Below are 16,158 nucleotides of genomic sequence, written 5' to 3' on the forward strand. Positions count from 1 at the left end.
TCAATCCCCGGTTATTTCACCTGCGCCAGGGCAGGGCAGAGTTGTTGAGCGGCGAGGATAATACGCGGACCTGCGCGCTCAAACCAGTCGCTGGTTAGCGGAATAACGGGAATATCGAGCTGTTTGCGCCAGAATTGTTCGATTTTAGGAATTTCGCTCGCATCTCCTGCTACCACGATAGCATGGGGTTCGCGCGCCAGCACTTGCTCACGACTCACCTGGGGCCAGGGAACCCGGCTGGCGGCAAAGATATTTTCGCCCCCGCAAAGTTCCAGCACTTCATTTTGCAACGAGCCTTTACCGCTGGTGAAAAGCGGTTCCCCGCCAAACTGCAAAAATACGGGTTTTTTACTTTGCCCGGCATACTGTTTTTTCAGCGCGTGGTACTGGGCAAGCAGCTCAGTTGATGCCTGCTGCGCTTGTTTGGGGTGTGGGCTGTATTGCGCGAGTTCGGCCAGAGATTCCGCGACCTGTTCGATGGTCACCGCATCCAGCCACAGCACCTTGATACCCAGCCGTTCCAGTTGATCAACCTGACGTTCCGCATTGCCGCCGCGCCAGGCGAGGACGACGTCGGGTTTTAACGCCACAATCCGCTCGATGTTTAAGCCTTGCCAGGTGGCGACTTGCTCGATTTTTTTCGCCTCAGGGGGAAAGTCTGAATAGCTGCTGACGCCCACGGGCGTGATGCCGGCAGCAAAGGCCATTTCCGTATTCGCGGGAGAAAGGGAGATAACGCGCGACGTGGCGTTAAGCCACGTCGAAGCAAAAATAAGCAGGGCGGCCAGCGCCCTGAACAGATGTTTAGCCACGAGCCAGGTTCTGCACCAGTGTCTCAACCATCAGGCTGGACTGTTTCGCGGCAACCACCAGGAACTCATCAAAGCTCAGGTGGGATTGCTGATCGGCTACGTCAGAGATCGCTCGTACCACCACAAACGGCACGCCAAAGTTATGGCAAACATGCGCGATGGCGGTGGCTTCCATTTCGACGGCTACCGCCTGCGGGAAGTTATGGCGAATTTTGGCCAGACCTACGGAGCCGTTAATAAAGGCATCGCCACTGACGATCAGACCGCGAACCGCATTCAGATTGAGCTGTTTAATGCAGCTTTCTGCCGCCGTAATCAGCTTTTCATCCGCTTTAAAGCCCGCCGGGCAGCCGGGTAACTGGCCGAATTCGTAGCCAAAGGCGGTGACGTCCGCGTCGTGATAGCGCGCTTCGTCAGAGACAACGATATCGCCGACTTTCAGCGTTGACGCCAGACCACCGGCGGAACCTGTATTGATAATCACATCTGGCTTGCAGCGTTCCAGTAGCAGGGTTGCGCCCATTGCGGCGGCCACTTTGCCGATGCCAGATTTCAGCAGGGCGACTTCTGTACCATTCAGCGTACCGGTGTAAATTTCACAGCCGCCAATAGTCAGCGTCTGACGATTTTCGATTTTGTCACGCAGCAGCGTAACTTCTTCTTCCATTGCACCAATAATGCCAATTTTCATGGAGATACTCGCTAATGTGATAAGACAGGGTTACGTTTTCAGGGCATAGTCTATCATGGCATACACAATTGCATGATATCCGTGACGCCTCGCTGACAGGAGAGGAAATGGCTGAGATCGATTTTCGCAAAAAAATAAACTGGCATCGTCGCTTCCGCTCGCCGCAAGGCGTGAAAACTGAGCGCGAAATCCTGCGCATTTTTGAAAGCGATCGGGGTCGGATAATCAATTCAGCGGCGATTCGTCGTCTGCAGCAAAAAACACAGGTCTTTCCCCTGGAACGCAACGCGGCGGTACGCACGCGATTGACCCATTCGCTGGAAGTACAGCAGGTTGGGCGTTACATCGCCAAAGAAGTGTTAAGCCGCCTGAAAGAGCTTCGCCTGCTTGAAACCTATGGCCTGGATGAACTTACCGGGCCGTTTGAAAGCATTGTTGAGATGGCGTGTCTGATGCACGACATCGGTAATCCGCCGTTTGGTCATTTTGGCGAGGCGGCGATCAATGACTGGTTCCGCCAGCGCCTGGCGCCAGAGGATGCGGCCAGCCAGCCGCTGACGGACGATCGCTGCGAAGTGGTGGCGCTGCGTCTGCGGGAGGGGGAGGACACGCTGAACGCGCTACGTCGCAAAGTGCGCCAGGATCTGAGCCATTTCGAAGGAAATGCGCAGGGTATTCGCCTGGTTCACACCCTGATGCGCATGAATCTGACCTGGGCGCAGGTGGGATGCATTTTGAAATATACCCGTCCTGCCTGGTGGAACGGTCCGCCGCCACCCTCCCACAGCTATTTAATGAAAAAGCCGGGTTTTTATTTTTCCGAAGAGGCGTATGTTGCACGGCTGCGTAAAGAACTTGATCTCGATACTTACAGTCGTTTCCCGCTGACGTGGATAATGGAAGCTGCAGACGATATTTCTTATTGTGTTGCTGACCTTGAAGATGCGGTGGAAAAGCGCATTTTTACCGCAGAGCAACTCTATCAGCATCTCTATGACGCCTGGGGTGAACACAGTAAAGGTTCATTATTCTCTCAGGTAGTGGAAAACGCCTGGGAGAAATCCCGGGCCAATTCATTAAGCCGCAGCGCCGAAGATCAGTTCTTTATGTACTTACGTGTAAATACATTAAATAAACTTGTACCGTATGCCGCGCAGCGATTTATTGAAAACTTACCGCAAATATTCAGCGGGGAATTCAATCACGCACTGCTGGAGGATGACAGTGATTATAGTCAGCTCCTTGAACTTTATAAAAATGTCGCAATTAAAGAGGTGTTCAGCCATCCCGATGTTGAACAACTGGAGTTACAAGGATACCGCGTGATCAGTGGGCTGCTGGAGATTTATCGTCCACTGCTGCAATTATCGCTGGCAGATTTCTCAGAGCTGGTGGAAAAAGATCGCGTGCGACGCTTCCCTATTGAATCACGCTTGTTCCAGAAGTTATCAACGCGTCATCGGCTGGCTTACGTTGAAGCCGTGAGCAAATTATCCCAGGAAGAGTCCGACTTCGCGATAATGGAATATTACCATCGCTGTCGCCTCATCCAGGACTATATCAGCGGAATGACGGATTTATATGCATGGGATGAATACCGTCGCTTGATGGCTGTCGAATAATCGGTTGGGAATTGTAAAGACGGACAATAAATTTTTACTTTTTCCAAAAACTTAATCCCGGAACTTCACGCTATAAAGCGACTCTGAGTGATACATACACAGCCGTTTGCGTTATCAGTAAAGAGATTGAGAGACATGAAAAAAACGACATTAGCAATGAGTGCACTGGCGTTGGCTTTAGGCCTGGCGCTGTCCCCTGTTTCCGTGATGGCTGCTGAAACCGCGTCATCGGTATCGACTTCGCAGCAGATGCCAAGCCTGGCGCCTATGCTTGAGCAGGTCATGCCATCCGTTGTAAGCATTAACGTAGAAGGCAGCACGACGGTCAACACGCCGCGTATGCCGCGTAACTTCCAGCAGTTCTTCGGTGATAATTCCCCGTTCTGCCAGGATGGTTCTCCCTTCCAGGGCTCGCCTTTCTGTCAGGGCGGCGGTGCGCCGGGTGGACAAGGTGGGCCGGGAAATGATGGCGCTCAGCAGCAGAAATTTATGGCCCTGGGCTCGGGTGTCATCATTGATGCGGCTAAAGGCTATGTGGTGACAAACAACCACGTGGTAGATAATGCAACCTCCATCAAAGTTCAGTTGAGCGATGGTCGTAAATTCGATGCCAAAATCGTTGGTAAAGACCCGCGTTCTGATATCGCGCTGGTGCAAATTCAGGATCCGAAAAACCTGACGGCGATTAAAATTGCCGACTCTGACGCGCTGCGCGTTGGGGATTATACCGTTGCCATCGGTAACCCGTTTGGCCTGGGGGAAACCGTGACTTCGGGCATCGTCTCTGCGCTGGGGCGTAGCGGCCTGAATGCGGAAAACTACGAAAACTTTATCCAGACCGATGCGGCGATCAACCGGGGGAACTCCGGCGGTGCGCTGGTTAACCTGAATGGTGAACTGATTGGTATCAATACCGCAATCCTTGCTCCGGATGGCGGCAACATCGGTATCGGCTTTGCGATCCCAAGCAATATGGTGAAAAACCTGACGGCGCAGATGGTGCAGTATGGTCAGGTACGTCGCGGTGAACTGGGCATCATGGGTACTGAACTGAACTCTGAGCTGGCGAAAGCAATGAAAGTTGACGCCCAACGCGGTGCCTTTGTCAGCCAGGTCATGCCGAACTCTGCCGCTGCGAAAGCTGGTGTGAAAGCCGGTGATGTGATTACTTCACTGAATGGCAAACCGATCAGCAGCTTCGCCGCGCTGCGTGCGGAAGTGGGTTCTATGCCTATCGGCAGTAAGGTAGAGCTGGGTCTGGTGCGCGATGGTAAACCGGTGAGCGTGAGCCTCGAACTGCAGCAGAGCAGCCAGAATCAGGTTGATTCCGGGAATATCTTCAGTGGTATCGAAGGCGCAGAGATGAGTAACAATGGCAAAGAGGAAGGTGTGGTTGTTACTACGGTGAAACCTAACACGCCTGCTGCGCGCATTGGCCTCAAGAAAGGCGATATCATCGTCGGTGCTAACCAGCAGCCAGTGAAAAACCTTGGCGAGTTGCGCAAAATCATCGACAGCAAGCCTTCAGTTCTGGCTTTGAATATTCAGCGTGGTGATACTTCAATCTATCTGCTGATGCAGTAATCCGCATAAACCCTCTTCTTCCATCCGGAGGAAGAGGGTGCTCTCCTCAGATTTTGTGAGGCCTTCCACAACTCCATACTTCCGCCGCCTGCTTTGTGCGTTTGCACAATGCACAGCGTAATTTTCTCCCATATGCTTGTGCTCTGCTCACGGGAGGGTTACATGGCTGGCTGGCATCTTGATACTAAAATGGCGCAGGATATCGTGGCGCGCACTATGCGCATTATCGATACAAACATTAACGTAATGGATGCTCGTGGCCGCATTATTGGTAGCGGCGATCGCGAGCGAGTTGGGGAATTGCACGAAGGTGCATTGCTCGTACTGGCGCAAGGGCGCGTGGTGGATATCGATGATGCGGTGGCTCGTCACCTGCATGGGGTCCGTCAGGGCATCAATTTGCCGTTGCGTCTGGAGGGTGAAATCGTCGGCGTTATTGGCCTGACTGGGGAACCAGAGTCGTTGCGCAAATACGGCGAGCTGGTATGCATGACTGCCGAAATGATGCTTGAACAATCTCGCCTGATGCACCTGCTGGCCCAGGATAGTCGTCTGCGTGAAGAGCTGGTAATGAACCTGATTCAGGCAGAAGAGCATACGCCAGCACTCACCGAATGGGCGCAGCGTTTGGGGATCGATTTAAATCAGCCGCGTGTGGTTGCCGTGGTGGAAGTCGATAGCGGGCAATTGGGCGTGGACAGCGCCATGGCCGAGCTCCAGCAACTGCAAAATGCCCTGACCACACCTGAGCGCAACAACCTTATTGCGATTGTCTCGTTAACCGAAATGGTGGTACTCAAACCAGCGCTGAACCAGTTTGGCCGCTGGGATGCGGAAGATCACCGTAAGCGCGTTGAACAGTTGATTCAGCGCATGAAAGAAAACGGCCAGTTGCGTTTTCGCGTTGCGCTGGGTAACTACTTTACCGGGCCGGGCAGTATCGCCCGCTCCTACCGTACTGCACGCACCACTATGATGGTGGGCAAACAGCGCATGCCTGAAAGCCGTAGCTATTTCTACCAGGATTTGATGCTACCGGTCCTGCTCGACAGTTTACGCGGTGGCTGGCAGGCAAATGAACTTTCCCGCCCGCTGCAGCGCCTTAAAGCGATGGATAATAACGGCCTGTTGCGGCGTACGCTTTCCGCATGGTTCCGCCACAATGTTCAGCCGTTGGCGACGTCAAAAGCGTTGTTTATTCATCGCAATACGCTGGAATATCGGCTGAATCGTATTTCTGAACTCACCGGATTAGATTTGGGGAATTTTGACGACAGGCTGCTGCTTTATGTGGCGCTACAGCTGGACGAACAGCGCTAGGTAAAAAACAAAACGGCAACCGTTGGGCTGCCGTTTTTGAGGTTTTCTCCCTCTCCCGTGGGAGAGGGCGGGGTGAGGGCATCAGACTGCACCCATCCTCATTATTTATTGCGCGTCAGTTTTTCCAGATCGGACTCAATTTCGCTGATCTTGTTCGCGACAACGCTTTCCAGATGGCGGAGATCGTCCAGGATCTTACGTTTCAGATCGACATCCGTACGGTCACGCTGACAGATTTGATCCAACTCGTCGATCACATAGCGCAGGTTTGGACTGATCTCCTGCACCTCTTTGTAGCCCTGACCGATACCATCCGCAACCACGGTTTTGCGCTGACGCGGGTATTTAAACTTAACGCTTTTGGCAAAAAACTCGCCTTTGTCCTTGTGGAAATAGATTTTCAGGATGTCGTTGTTTGCTTCCTGACGGAGGCTATAGCGATCAATTTCATCAGGATTGGTGATGCCTAAACTTTTAAGATTATCGTACATAGCGGTACCCTTAAGCTCAACATAACCTATGAATAATTAACGAAAAAATCTATTTTCGCCACCTGGAAATGCAAAAAAGGCGGGATATGTCACCCTCTCCCGAATTGGGAGAGGGTACGACTTAGTCGATGGTGCGCAGCAGTTCGTTGATACCGACTTTACCACGCGTTTTGGCATCGACTTTTTTCACGATGACAGCGCAATACAGGCTGTATTTACCGTCTTTAGACGGCAGGTTGCCTGAAACGACAACGGAGCCCGCTGGGACGCGGCCATAGTGAACTTCGCCCGTTTCGCGGTCATAAATACGCGTACTTTGTCCAATGTACACGCCCATAGAGATCACAGAACCTTCTTCAACAATAACACCTTCCACAACCTCGGAACGTGCGCCGATAAAGCAATTATCTTCAATAATGGTCGGATTGGCCTGTAATGGCTCCAGAACACCACCAATTCCGACGCCGCCAGACAGGTGAACGTTTTTACCGATCTGCGCACATGAACCGACAGTCGCCCATGTATCGACCATGGTGCCTTCATCAACGTAAGCGCCGATATTCACATAAGACGGCATCAGTACGGTGTTACGGGCGATGAATGCACCCTGACGCACTGCCGCTGGCGGCACGACGCGGAAGCCTTCTTTCTGGAAACGCGCTTCGTCGTAATCGGCGAATTTCATCGGTACCTTATCGAAGTAGCGGCTTTCCGCACCTTCGATAACCTTATTATCGTTAATGCGGAAAGAGAGCAGCACGGCTTTCTTCAGCCACTGGTGAGTGACCCACTGACCATCAATTTTCTCTGCGACGCGCAGCGCGCCGGAATCTAACAGGGCAATAACCTGGTTAACCGCTTCACGGGTAACGGTATCTGCGTTTGCCGGGGTGATCTCTGCGCGACGCTCGAAAGCGGCTTCAATAACGTTCTGTAACTGCTGCATTGTTAAACTCTTTCCATATAAAAAAACACGTCACCCTTTATCGTTTGGATTGAGGGCCTCTGTCAACCGTTGTTGTACCTCCTTTTGCAGCTCATCATTAAGGCCACGCCGGTCGGCAGTCGCGATTATAAATAAATCTTCTACTCGCTCACCAATTGTCGTAATTCTCGCCCCATGGAGCGAAATGCCAAGGTCGGCAAACACCTTGCCCACGCGGGCCAGCAACCCAGGTTGGTCCAGCGCGATAAGCTCCAGGAAACTTTTTCGGTCGGTATGCGTCGGCAGAAAATTCACTTCTGTATCGACGGTAAAATGGCGCAACTTAGCCGGTTGGCGACGCGGCTGAGGTGCCTGCCAGCTGTGCTGTGTAATCGCTTGTTCCAGGCCAAAGCCGATTGCGTCATGACGATCCGGCGACAGTGGGCTACCGTCTGGCTCCAGCACGATAAACGTATCCATCGCCATGCCATCACGGGTCGTGAAAATCTGTGCGTCGTGTACGCTCAGGTTACGCCGGTCCAGTTCGGCGCAGACGGCGGCAAACAAATAAGGCCTGTCCGGGCTCCAGATAAAAATCTCGGTACCGCCGCGCGTGGCCTGCGGGCTGAGCAGGATCAACGGCTTACTCAGATCATGTTGCAACAGATGCCGCGCGTGCCAGGCAAGCTGGTTTGGACTGTGGCGGACGAAGTAGTTCGCGCGACAACGTCCCCAAATCTGGTGCAGTTGCTCTTCATCTATATTGTCCATACGCAGTAGCGCCAGCGCCTGAAGCTGATGGTGGCGCACGCGTTCGCGCATATCAGGTGTATTTTGCATGCCCCGGCGCAGCTGTTTTTCTGTGGCGAAATAGAGTTCACGCAGCAGGCTCTGCTTCCAGCTATTCCACAAGGTTTCATTGGTGGCGCAAATATCTGCCACGGTCAGGCACACCAGGAAACGCAGACGGTTTTCTGTCTGCACTTCTTCGGCGAACTGTTTGATAACCTCCGGGTCCTGGATATCGCGCCGCTGGGCGGTGACGGACATCAGCAAGTGATGGCGTACCAGCCAGGCAACCAACTGCGTCTCCCGGGAGTTGAGACCATGTAATTCGGCAAATTTCAGCACATCCTGCGCGCCGAGTACCGAGTGGTCGCCTCCGCGTCCTTTGGCGATATCGTGGAACAGTGCAGCGATCAGGATAAGTTCGGGATGCGTCAGACGAGGCCACAATTCTACGCAAAGCGGATGACGCTGACGTGTCTCTTCATCTGCGAAACTTTCCAGTTTCAGCATCACCCGGATGGTGTGTTCGTCGACGGTATAGGCATGGAACAGGTCGAATTGCATCTGCCCGACAATATGCGACCACTGCGGCATGTAGGCCCACAAAACGCTATGGCGGTGCATCGGCAGCAGGCCGCGCTTCACGGCGCCGGGATGGCGGAGCATGCTGAGAAAAATTGACCGTGCTTCGGGGATATAGCACAGTGGCTGTATCAGGTGGCGTCTCGCATGGCGCAGATGTCGCAAGGTGGTGGAATAGATACCGGTGATACTGCTGTTACGCACCATCATATAGAACATACGCAAGATAGCCTGCGGCTCGCGGATAAACAGATTATCATCGCGCAGGTCAATCAGCGTGCCGCGAAGCTGAAATTCGTCATCAATCGGTCGCGGCTTTTCGTCGGCGGTGAGCGCCAGAATGGCCTCATCGAACAGCTGCAACAGCATATGATTCAGTTCGGTTACGCGACGAGTGACGCGAAAGAAATCCTTCATCATATGTTCGACCGGTTGGTTCCCCTCACCGACGTAATTCAGGCGTTGGGCGACGCTGAGCTGGCGGTCAAACAGCAGACGGTTGTCATAGCGGTTGAGTTCAAGGTGCAGGGCGAAGCGGATACGCCAGAGCAGGTGCAAACACTCATTTAGCTCGTTGCGTTCGGCTTCGGTTAAAAAGCCAAACCCCACCATTTCATCCAGTGAGGTTGCGCCAAAGTGGCGACGTGCTACCCATTGCAGGGTGTGGATATCGCGCAGGCCGCCAGGGCTGCTTTTGATATCAGGCTCCAGATTGTAACTGGTGCCATGATAACGCTGGTGACGCTCATTTTGTTCGGCCACTTTGGCCGGGAAGAATTTTTCTGACGGCCAGAAATCTTCACTGAAAATATGCTTTTGCAGTTCAAGAAACAGGGCGACATCGCCAATTAACAAGCGTGATTCAATCAGGTTAGTGGCGACCGTTAAATCGGAAAGTCCTTCCTGTAGACACTCGCTTAGCGTACGTACGCTGTGGCCGACTTCCAGTTTAACGTCCCATAAGAGCGTGAGCAGTTCGCCGATTTTCTGCGCCTGTTCGTCCGGCAATTTCGTGCGGCTCAAAATGAGAAGATCGATATCCGACAGCGGGTGCAACTCGCCGCGGCCGTAGCCCCCCACGGCCACCAGCGCGGTATCGCTGATGTCGCCAAAACCATACTCCAGCCACAGGCGTTGCAGAAGTTGATCGATAAACTCCGTGCGCGCTTCTATCAGTTGTTCGGCAGAAAGACCGGCGTCAAAAACATGCCCCAGCCATTGCTGAAAAGTATCGATATGCGCCTTGATGGTGGCGCAATTCAGTTCGTCCTGCGACCAGTTTCCCGGATAGTCCGGTTGACCCGGAAGGGTGGGTTTCACCGTACTGATGAATTGTTCAGAAAATGTATTGCTCATTAACAGGCCACCCATAAGTTGAAGGCAGGACGCGACATAACCGAAGCAGACAGCGTTCGGGATGCGAAGACATATGCGACAAATTAGAAGAGATAACGAGAAATGAAAAGTCGTTTATATATATGACGCGAAGCGGGGCTGAGGGGAGAAAACAACGGCCCGCAGCGCGGACCGTTAAATACTCTTACGCGGCGGTTAACACTGCGTCGATAGTGTCATCTTTGCGCAGGGTCAGAATCTCGCACCCTGTGTCGGTAACCACAATCGTATGCTCATACTGCGCCGAGAGGCTGCGGTCTTTGGTTTTCACCGTCCAACCGTCTTTCATGGTGCGGATACGGTAATCACCCGCATTTACCATTGGCTCGATGGTAAAGGTCATCCCTTTTTGCAGCACTACGCCGCCGTCGTCCGCATCGTAGTGCAGCACCTGCGGCTCTTCATGGAAAACGCGACCAATACCGTGGCCACAATATTCACGTACCACAGAGAAGCCTTCTGCTTCCACGAACTTCTGAATTGCCGCGCCGAGGGTGCGCAGACGAATACCCGGTTTCACCATTTTCAGCGCCAGATAGAGGCTCTCCTGGGTGATACGACATAGACGCTCGCCCAGAATGGTGGGTTTACCGACGATAAACATTTTCGACGTGTCGCCATGGTACTCATCTTTAATTACTGTCACGTCGATGTTGACGATATCACCATCTTTCAGCAGTTTTTCGTCGTCCGGAATACCGTGGCAGACCACTTCATTAATAGAGATGCAAACGGATTTCGGGAAACCGTGATAGCCAAGGCAGGCGGAGATGGCATGCTGCTCGTTAACGATATAATCATTACAGATACGATCCAGCTCGCCAGTGCTGACGCCGGGCTTAATGTAAGGTTCGATCATTTCCAGCACTTCGGCGGCGAGGCGACCGGCAATGCGCATTTTTTCAATTTCTTCTGGAGTCTTTATTGAGATAGCCATGAATTCTGTCCATCAGCGTCGAATTTTTCGACAATACTAGTCTAAGTGCTGTCAATGGTAACAGTCTGACGAGTACTGTGCCAAATTGAGAATCATTCTGAACTTCGTCTTTCGCACCACACGTGTACTGAGATGCTTCGCTGTAACAGGAAATTCATCGTTCAGCGCCGCGCGTAGCGCCAACAATTATTGGAGTCTGACGCCTGTTTATGGTATAAAGCGCGCCGGACTTCCGTTCCTCTTCGGAACTGAGGCGACCAAATCTCACTTTGTGTAATAACACACACGTATCGGCACATATTCCGGGGTGCCCTTCGGGGTCGGTAATATGGGATACGTGGAGGCATAACCCCAACTTTTATATAGAGGTTTTAAACATGGCTACTGTTTCCATGCGCGACATGCTCAAGGCTGGTGTTCACTTCGGTCACCAGACCCGTTACTGGAACCCGAAAATGAAGCCGTTCATCTTCGGTGCGCGTAACAAAGTTCACATCATCAACCTTGAGAAAACTGTACCGATGTTCAACGAAGCTCTGGCTGAACTGAACAAGATCGCTTCTCGTAAAGGCAAAATCCTTTTCGTTGGTACTAAGCGCGCGGCAAGCGAAGCGGTGAAAGAAGCTGCAAACAACTGCGACCAGTTCTTCGTGAACCATCGTTGGTTGGGCGGCATGCTGACTAACTGGAAAACCGTTCGTCAGTCCATCAAACGTCTGAAAGACCTGGAAACTCAGTCTCAGGACGGTACTTTCGACAAGCTGACCAAGAAAGAAGCGCTGATGCGCACTCGTGAGCTGGACAAGCTGGAAAACAGCCTGGGCGGTATCAAAGACATGGGCGGCCTGCCGGACGCACTGTTTGTTATCGACGCTGACCACGAGCACATCGCGATCAAAGAAGCAAACAACCTGGGTATCCCGGTATTTGCTATCGTTGATACCAACTCCGATCCGGACGGTGTTGACTTCGTTATCCCGGGTAACGACGACGCAATCCGTGCTGTTAGCCTGTACCTGAATGCTGTTGCTGCGACCGTCCGTGAAGGCCGTTCTCAGGATCTGGCTGCTCAGGCGGAAGAAAGCTTCGTAGAAGCTGAATAATAAGGCTTGCTCTTTAAGAGCCCTTATTAACCAGGTAGTTACAAGTTTGGTTAGGGGGCCTGTCTCAGGCCCCTTTTTTACTTTCATATCTGTGCGGTTCTGCGAGCCGGGCAGGTCAAATTCTCCCGAGGATTAAAGAATGGCTGAAATTACCGCATCCCTGGTAAAAGAGCTGCGTGAACGTACTGGCGCAGGCATGATGGATTGCAAAAAAGCACTGACTGAAGCTCACGGCGACATCGAGCTGGCAATCGAAAACATGCGTAAATCTGGTGCTATCAAAGCCGCGAAAAAAGCAGGCAACGTTGCTGCTGACGGCGTGATCATCACCAAGATCGACGGCACCTACGGTATCATTCTGGAAGTTAACTGCCAGACTGACTTCGTTGCGAAAGACGGTGGTTTCCAGGCATTTGCTAACAAAGTTCTGGACGCAGCGGTTGCAGGCAAAATCACTGACGTTGAAGTTCTGAAAGCACAGTTCGAAGAAGAACGTGTAGCGCTGGTTGCTAAAATCGGTGAGAACATCAACATCCGTCGTGTTGCTTCTCTGGAAGGCGAAGTGCTGGGTTCTTACCTGCACGGTGCGCGTATCGGTGTTCTGGTTGCGGCTAAAGGCGCAGACGAAGAGCTGGTTAAACAGCTGGCGATGCACATCGCTGCAAGCAAACCAGAATTCGTTAAACCGGAAGACGTGTCTGCTGAAGTGGTAGAAAAAGAGTACCAGGTTCAGTTGGACATCGCCATGCAGTCTGGCAAACCGAAAGAAATCGCTGAGAAAATGGTTGAAGGCCGCATGAAGAAATTCACCGGCGAAGTTTCTTTGACTGGTCAGCCTTTCGTTATGGATCCGAGCAAAACCGTTGGCCAGCTGCTGAAAGAGCAGGGCGCTGATGTAACGAACTTCATCCGCTTCGAAGTGGGCGAAGGTATTGAGAAAGTTGAGACTGACTTCGCAGCAGAAGTTGCTGCCATGTCCAAGCAGTCTTAATGATTAAAGCAGCCGCCTGAGGGCGGCTTCTTTTTGTTCCCGTCAGAGTAAAATCAGCCAATCGCTATAGTGTTTGCGCTGACAGGCGACGTATCATATCGCCGGATTTAAACCCGTCTAATTGTTGACAGTCTCAGGAAAGAAACATGGCTACCAATGCAAAACCCGTCTATAAACGCATTCTGCTTAAGCTGAGCGGCGAAGCCCTGCAGGGTTCCGAAGGTTTCGGTATTGATGCAAGCATCCTTGACCGCATGGCGCAAGAAATCAAAGAACTGGTTGAACTGGGTGTTCAGGTTGGGGTGGTAATTGGTGGCGGTAACTTGTTCCGTGGGGCTGGCCTGGCGAAAGCGGGTATGAACCGCGTGGTGGGTGACCACATGGGCATGCTGGCTACGGTCATGAATGGCCTGGCAATGCGCGACGCGCTGCATCGCGCCTATGTGAATGCCCGCCTGATGTCCGCATTTCCGCTGAACGGTGTGTGTGACAACTACAGCTGGGCTGAGGCAATCAGTCTGCTGCGTAACAATCGTGTTGTGATCTTTAGTGCCGGTACGGGTAACCCGTTCTTTACGACAGATTCTGCCGCCTGCCTGCGTGGCATTGAGATCGAAGCGGATGTCGTACTGAAAGCCACCAAGGTGGATGGCGTGTTTACTGCCGATCCGGCAAAAGATCCGGCTGCGACCATGTACGACCAACTCAGTTATACCGAGGTTCTTGATAAAGAACTGAAAGTCATGGATCTTGCTGCCTTTACTCTGGCCCGCGACCATAAATTACCTATCCGTGTGTTCAACATGAACAAGCCGGGTGCGTTGCGTCGTGTGGTAATGGGTGAAAATGAAGGCACTTTGATTACGGAATAATTCCCGTAAGCAACAAATAAGGGTAAGATTCCGCCTTAATTTATTTAGCAGTTCTGTCAGGCATCTTCACGGTGCCTTGTACTGAACGAGACTATACTAACCACTCAAGTGGCGTATGGTTTGCCTGAGACAAGATTTCAAGGATTCGTAACGTGATTAGCGATATCAGAAAAGATGCTGAAGTGCGCATGGAAAAATGCGTAGAATCGTTCAAAACCCAAATCAGCAAAGTGCGCACAGGCCGTGCTTCTCCGAGCCTTCTGGATGGTATCGTCGTTGAGTATTACGGTACTCCGACGCCGCTGCGCCAGCTGGCGAACGTAACGGTAGAAGACTCCCGTACGCTGAAAATCAACGTGTTCGATCGTTCCATGGGCCCGGCCGTTGAGAAAGCCATTATGGCGTCTGACCTCGGTCTGAACCCTAGCTCCGCAGGAACCGACATTCGCGTTCCGCTGCCGCCGCTGACCGAAGAACGTCGTAAAGACCTGACCAAAATTGTTCGTGGCGAAGCTGAACAAGCACGCGTTGCCGTTCGTAACGTACGCCGTGACGCGAACGACAAAGTAAAAGCGCTGCTGAAAGATAAAGAAATCAGTGAAGATGATGACCGTCGTTCTCAGGAAGACGTGCAGAAACTGACTGACGCTGCAATCAAAAAAGTCGATGCGGCGCTGGCGGATAAAGAAGCAGAACTGATGCAGTTCTGATTCAAAAACCGACGAAAAACGCCGTACAGAGAGCCGCCACGGGGGCTTTGCTGGCGGCGTTTTGCTTTTAATCTGCACAATATTGTGAGCGTTTCATGAAGCATTTAACCCTTCTGGGCTCAACAGGTTCTATTGGTTGCAGCACGCTCGATGTGGTTCGCCACAATCCCGATCGCTTTTCCATTACTGCCCTGGTTGCGGGTAAGAATGTTACCCGTATGGTGGAACAATGTCTGGAATTCACCCCGCGTTTTGCGGTGATGGATGATGAAACCAGTGCGCGTCAGCTAAAAGCTGAGTTGCAACAACAGGGCTGTCCGACGCAGGTGATGAGTGGTCAACAGGCGGCCTGTGAGATGGCTGCGCTCGATGATGTCGACCAGGTGATGGCGGCGATTGTTGGCGCAGCCGGCCTTGTGCCTACGCTTGCGGCCATTCGCGCAGGTAAAACCGTGCTGCTTGCCAATAAAGAGTCGCTGGTTACCTGCGGACGTCTTTTTATGGACGCAGTAAAAGAGAGCGGGGCGCAGCTCCTCCCGGTGGATAGCGAACATAACGCTATTTTTCAGAGTTTACCGGAAACAATCCAACAAAACCTGGGGTACGCTGATTTAGAGCAGAATGGCGTTTCGTCTATTCTGCTTACCGGGTCTGGTGGCCCGTTCCGTGAAACGCCCATGTCCGAGCTGGCCTCAATGACGCCGGATCAGGCATGTCGTCATCCGAACTGGTCGATGGGGAGAAAGATCTCCGTTGATTCCGCCACCATGATGAACAAAGGTCTGGAATACATTGAAGCGCGCTGGTTATTCAACGCTTCCGCCCGCCAGATGGAAGTGCTTATTCACCCGCAATCGGTGATCCACTCCATGGTGCGTTATCAGGACGGCAGTGTTTTAGCGCAGCTTGGTGAACCGGATATGCGTACACCGATTGCACATACTATGGCCTGGCCTGAACGTGTGCCCTCCGGTGCCAACGCCCTCGATTTTTGTAAACTGAGTGCGTTGAGCTTTGCCGCACCTGATTATGACCGCTACCCTTGCCTGAAACTGGCGATAGATGCGTTTGCGCAGGGGCAGGCAGCGACCACGGCGCTGAATGCGGCGAATGAGGTAACGGTGTCGGCATTTCTGGCTTCCGCTATCCGTTTTACGGATATTGCTGCGCTGAATCTGTCTGTTCTGGAACAGATGGTATTAAGCGAACCACAAAGTATTGATGATGTATTGGCTGTGGATCGGCTTGCACGTGATGCCGCGCAAAAACAAGTGACGCGCTTCGCAAGCTGGTGATAATCCAGCCACTAATAGTCATGCTATTTGTTAGCGTTG

General features: G+C 52.4%; 14 protein-coding genes. 8 read left to right on the top strand and 6 right to left on the bottom strand.

The window, feature by feature from the left end:
* Positions 1-11 precede the first annotated feature (11 nt).
* Both btuF and mtnN read right to left on the bottom strand, forming a co-directional pair.
* A complete protein-coding gene (btuF, locus tag L2097_RS17010) occupies positions 12-812 on the bottom strand; it encodes a vitamin B12 ABC transporter substrate-binding protein BtuF (RefSeq protein ID WP_085006680.1) in 801 nt (266 codons plus the stop codon).
* Positions 805-1,503: a 5'-methylthioadenosine/S-adenosylhomocysteine nucleosidase gene (mtnN, locus tag L2097_RS17015; RefSeq protein ID WP_047371776.1), complete on the bottom strand. Its 699-nt coding sequence runs from the start codon at positions 1,501-1,503 to the stop codon at positions 805-807. Before mtnN ends, btuF begins: the two co-directional genes overlap by 8 nt.
* A 107-nt stretch (positions 1,504-1,610) precedes the next feature.
* On the opposite strand from mtnN, the gene dgt reads away from it, so the two are divergent.
* The 3 genes from dgt to cdaR all read left to right on the top strand — a co-directional run bounded on the left by dgt (position 1,611) and on the right by cdaR (position 6,029).
* On the top strand, positions 1,611-3,125 hold the full coding sequence (gene dgt / locus L2097_RS17020; protein WP_047371775.1) for a dGTPase: 1,515 nt from the start codon (positions 1,611-1,613) through the stop codon (positions 3,123-3,125).
* A 135-nt stretch (positions 3,126-3,260) separates the two neighbouring features.
* Positions 3,261-4,709 carry a serine endoprotease DegP gene (gene degP / locus L2097_RS17025; protein WP_047371774.1) on the top strand — a complete coding sequence of 483 codons (1,449 nt, stop codon included), beginning with the start codon at positions 3,261-3,263 and terminating at the stop codon, positions 4,707-4,709.
* A 162-nt stretch (positions 4,710-4,871) separates the two neighbouring features.
* Positions 4,872-6,029, top strand: a complete 1,158-nt coding sequence (cdaR, locus tag L2097_RS17030; RefSeq protein WP_047371773.1) for a DNA-binding transcriptional regulator CdaR — start codon at positions 4,872-4,874, stop codon at positions 6,027-6,029.
* 101 nt (positions 6,030-6,130) lie between these two features.
* Here cdaR and L2097_RS17035 read toward each other — a convergent pair whose 3' ends face one another.
* The 4 genes from L2097_RS17035 to map all read right to left on the bottom strand — a co-directional run bounded on the left by L2097_RS17035 (position 6,131) and on the right by map (position 11,148).
* Positions 6,131-6,520 (bottom strand): DUF3461 family protein, encoded by a 390-nt coding sequence (locus L2097_RS17035; RefSeq protein WP_039078428.1) that lies wholly within the window; start codon positions 6,518-6,520, stop codon positions 6,131-6,133.
* Between the two features lie 121 nt (positions 6,521-6,641).
* The gene (gene dapD, locus L2097_RS17040) at positions 6,642-7,466 is read right to left on the bottom strand and encodes a 2,3,4,5-tetrahydropyridine-2,6-dicarboxylate N-succinyltransferase (protein WP_039078429.1); all 825 of its coding nucleotides are present in this window, start codon (positions 7,464-7,466) and stop codon (positions 6,642-6,644) included.
* A gap of 30 nt (positions 7,467-7,496) precedes the next feature.
* Positions 7,497-10,172 carry a bifunctional uridylyltransferase/uridylyl-removing protein GlnD gene (gene glnD, locus L2097_RS17045; RefSeq protein WP_047371772.1) on the bottom strand — a complete coding sequence of 892 codons (2,676 nt, stop codon included), beginning with the start codon at positions 10,170-10,172 and terminating at the stop codon, positions 7,497-7,499.
* A 184-nt stretch (positions 10,173-10,356) separates the two neighbouring features.
* Positions 10,357-11,148, bottom strand: coding sequence for a type I methionyl aminopeptidase (gene map, locus L2097_RS17050; RefSeq protein WP_085006682.1), 792 nt, complete (start codon positions 11,146-11,148; stop codon positions 10,357-10,359).
* A 377-nt stretch (positions 11,149-11,525) separates the two neighbouring features.
* On the opposite strand from map, the gene rpsB reads away from it, so the two are divergent.
* The 5 genes from rpsB to ispC all read left to right on the top strand — a co-directional run bounded on the left by rpsB (position 11,526) and on the right by ispC (position 16,119).
* Positions 11,526-12,251 carry a 30S ribosomal protein S2 gene (rpsB, locus tag L2097_RS17055; protein WP_047371770.1) on the top strand — a complete coding sequence of 242 codons (726 nt, stop codon included), beginning with the start codon at positions 11,526-11,528 and terminating at the stop codon, positions 12,249-12,251.
* Between the two features lie 139 nt (positions 12,252-12,390).
* The gene (gene tsf / locus L2097_RS17060; RefSeq protein WP_047371769.1) at positions 12,391-13,242 is read left to right on the top strand and encodes a translation elongation factor Ts; all 852 of its coding nucleotides are present in this window, start codon (positions 12,391-12,393) and stop codon (positions 13,240-13,242) included.
* Positions 13,243-13,388: 146 nt separating this feature from the next.
* Entirely contained in the window at positions 13,389-14,114 is a 726-nt protein-coding gene (pyrH, locus tag L2097_RS17065) for a UMP kinase (RefSeq protein WP_039078434.1), read from the top strand.
* A 152-nt stretch (positions 14,115-14,266) separates the two neighbouring features.
* Positions 14,267-14,824, top strand: a complete 558-nt coding sequence (gene frr / locus L2097_RS17070) for a ribosome recycling factor (protein WP_039078435.1) — start codon at positions 14,267-14,269, stop codon at positions 14,822-14,824.
* A gap of 95 nt (positions 14,825-14,919) precedes the next feature.
* Positions 14,920-16,119 (top strand): 1-deoxy-D-xylulose-5-phosphate reductoisomerase, encoded by a 1,200-nt coding sequence (ispC, locus tag L2097_RS17075; protein WP_250353344.1) that lies wholly within the window; start codon positions 14,920-14,922, stop codon positions 16,117-16,119.
* Positions 16,120-16,158 lie beyond the last annotated feature (39 nt).

Source organism: Citrobacter sp. MNAZ 1397, assembly GCF_023613995.1.
Taxonomy (GTDB): domain Bacteria; phylum Pseudomonadota; class Gammaproteobacteria; order Enterobacterales; family Enterobacteriaceae; genus Phytobacter; species Phytobacter ursingii.

What these genes read in the sequence shown, in the direction of transcription:
- mtnN (WP_047371776.1), bottom strand. Translation starts at nt 1,503, where the DNA reads ATGAAAATTGGCATTATTGGTGCAATGGAAGAAGAAGTTACGCTGCTG.
- dgt (WP_047371775.1), top strand. Translation starts at nt 1,611, where the DNA reads ATGGCTGAGATCGATTTTCGCAAAAAAATAAACTGGCATCGTCGCTTC.
- degP (WP_047371774.1), top strand. Translation starts at nt 3,261, where the DNA reads ATGAAAAAAACGACATTAGCAATGAGTGCACTGGCGTTGGCTTTAGGC.
- cdaR (WP_047371773.1), top strand. Translation starts at nt 4,872, where the DNA reads ATGGCTGGCTGGCATCTTGATACTAAAATGGCGCAGGATATCGTGGCG.
- L2097_RS17035 (WP_039078428.1), bottom strand. Translation starts at nt 6,520, where the DNA reads ATGTACGATAATCTTAAAAGTTTAGGCATCACCAATCCTGATGAAATT.
- dapD (WP_039078429.1), bottom strand. Translation starts at nt 7,466, where the DNA reads ATGCAGCAGTTACAGAACGTTATTGAAGCCGCTTTCGAGCGTCGCGCA.
- glnD (WP_047371772.1), bottom strand. Translation starts at nt 10,172, where the DNA reads ATGAGCAATACATTTTCTGAACAATTCATCAGTACGGTGAAACCCACC.
- map (WP_085006682.1), bottom strand. Translation starts at nt 11,148, where the DNA reads ATGGCTATCTCAATAAAGACTCCAGAAGAAATTGAAAAAATGCGCATT.
- rpsB (WP_047371770.1), top strand. Translation starts at nt 11,526, where the DNA reads ATGGCTACTGTTTCCATGCGCGACATGCTCAAGGCTGGTGTTCACTTC.
- tsf (WP_047371769.1), top strand. Translation starts at nt 12,391, where the DNA reads ATGGCTGAAATTACCGCATCCCTGGTAAAAGAGCTGCGTGAACGTACT.
- pyrH (WP_039078434.1), top strand. Translation starts at nt 13,389, where the DNA reads ATGGCTACCAATGCAAAACCCGTCTATAAACGCATTCTGCTTAAGCTG.
- ispC (WP_250353344.1), top strand. Translation starts at nt 14,920, where the DNA reads ATGAAGCATTTAACCCTTCTGGGCTCAACAGGTTCTATTGGTTGCAGC.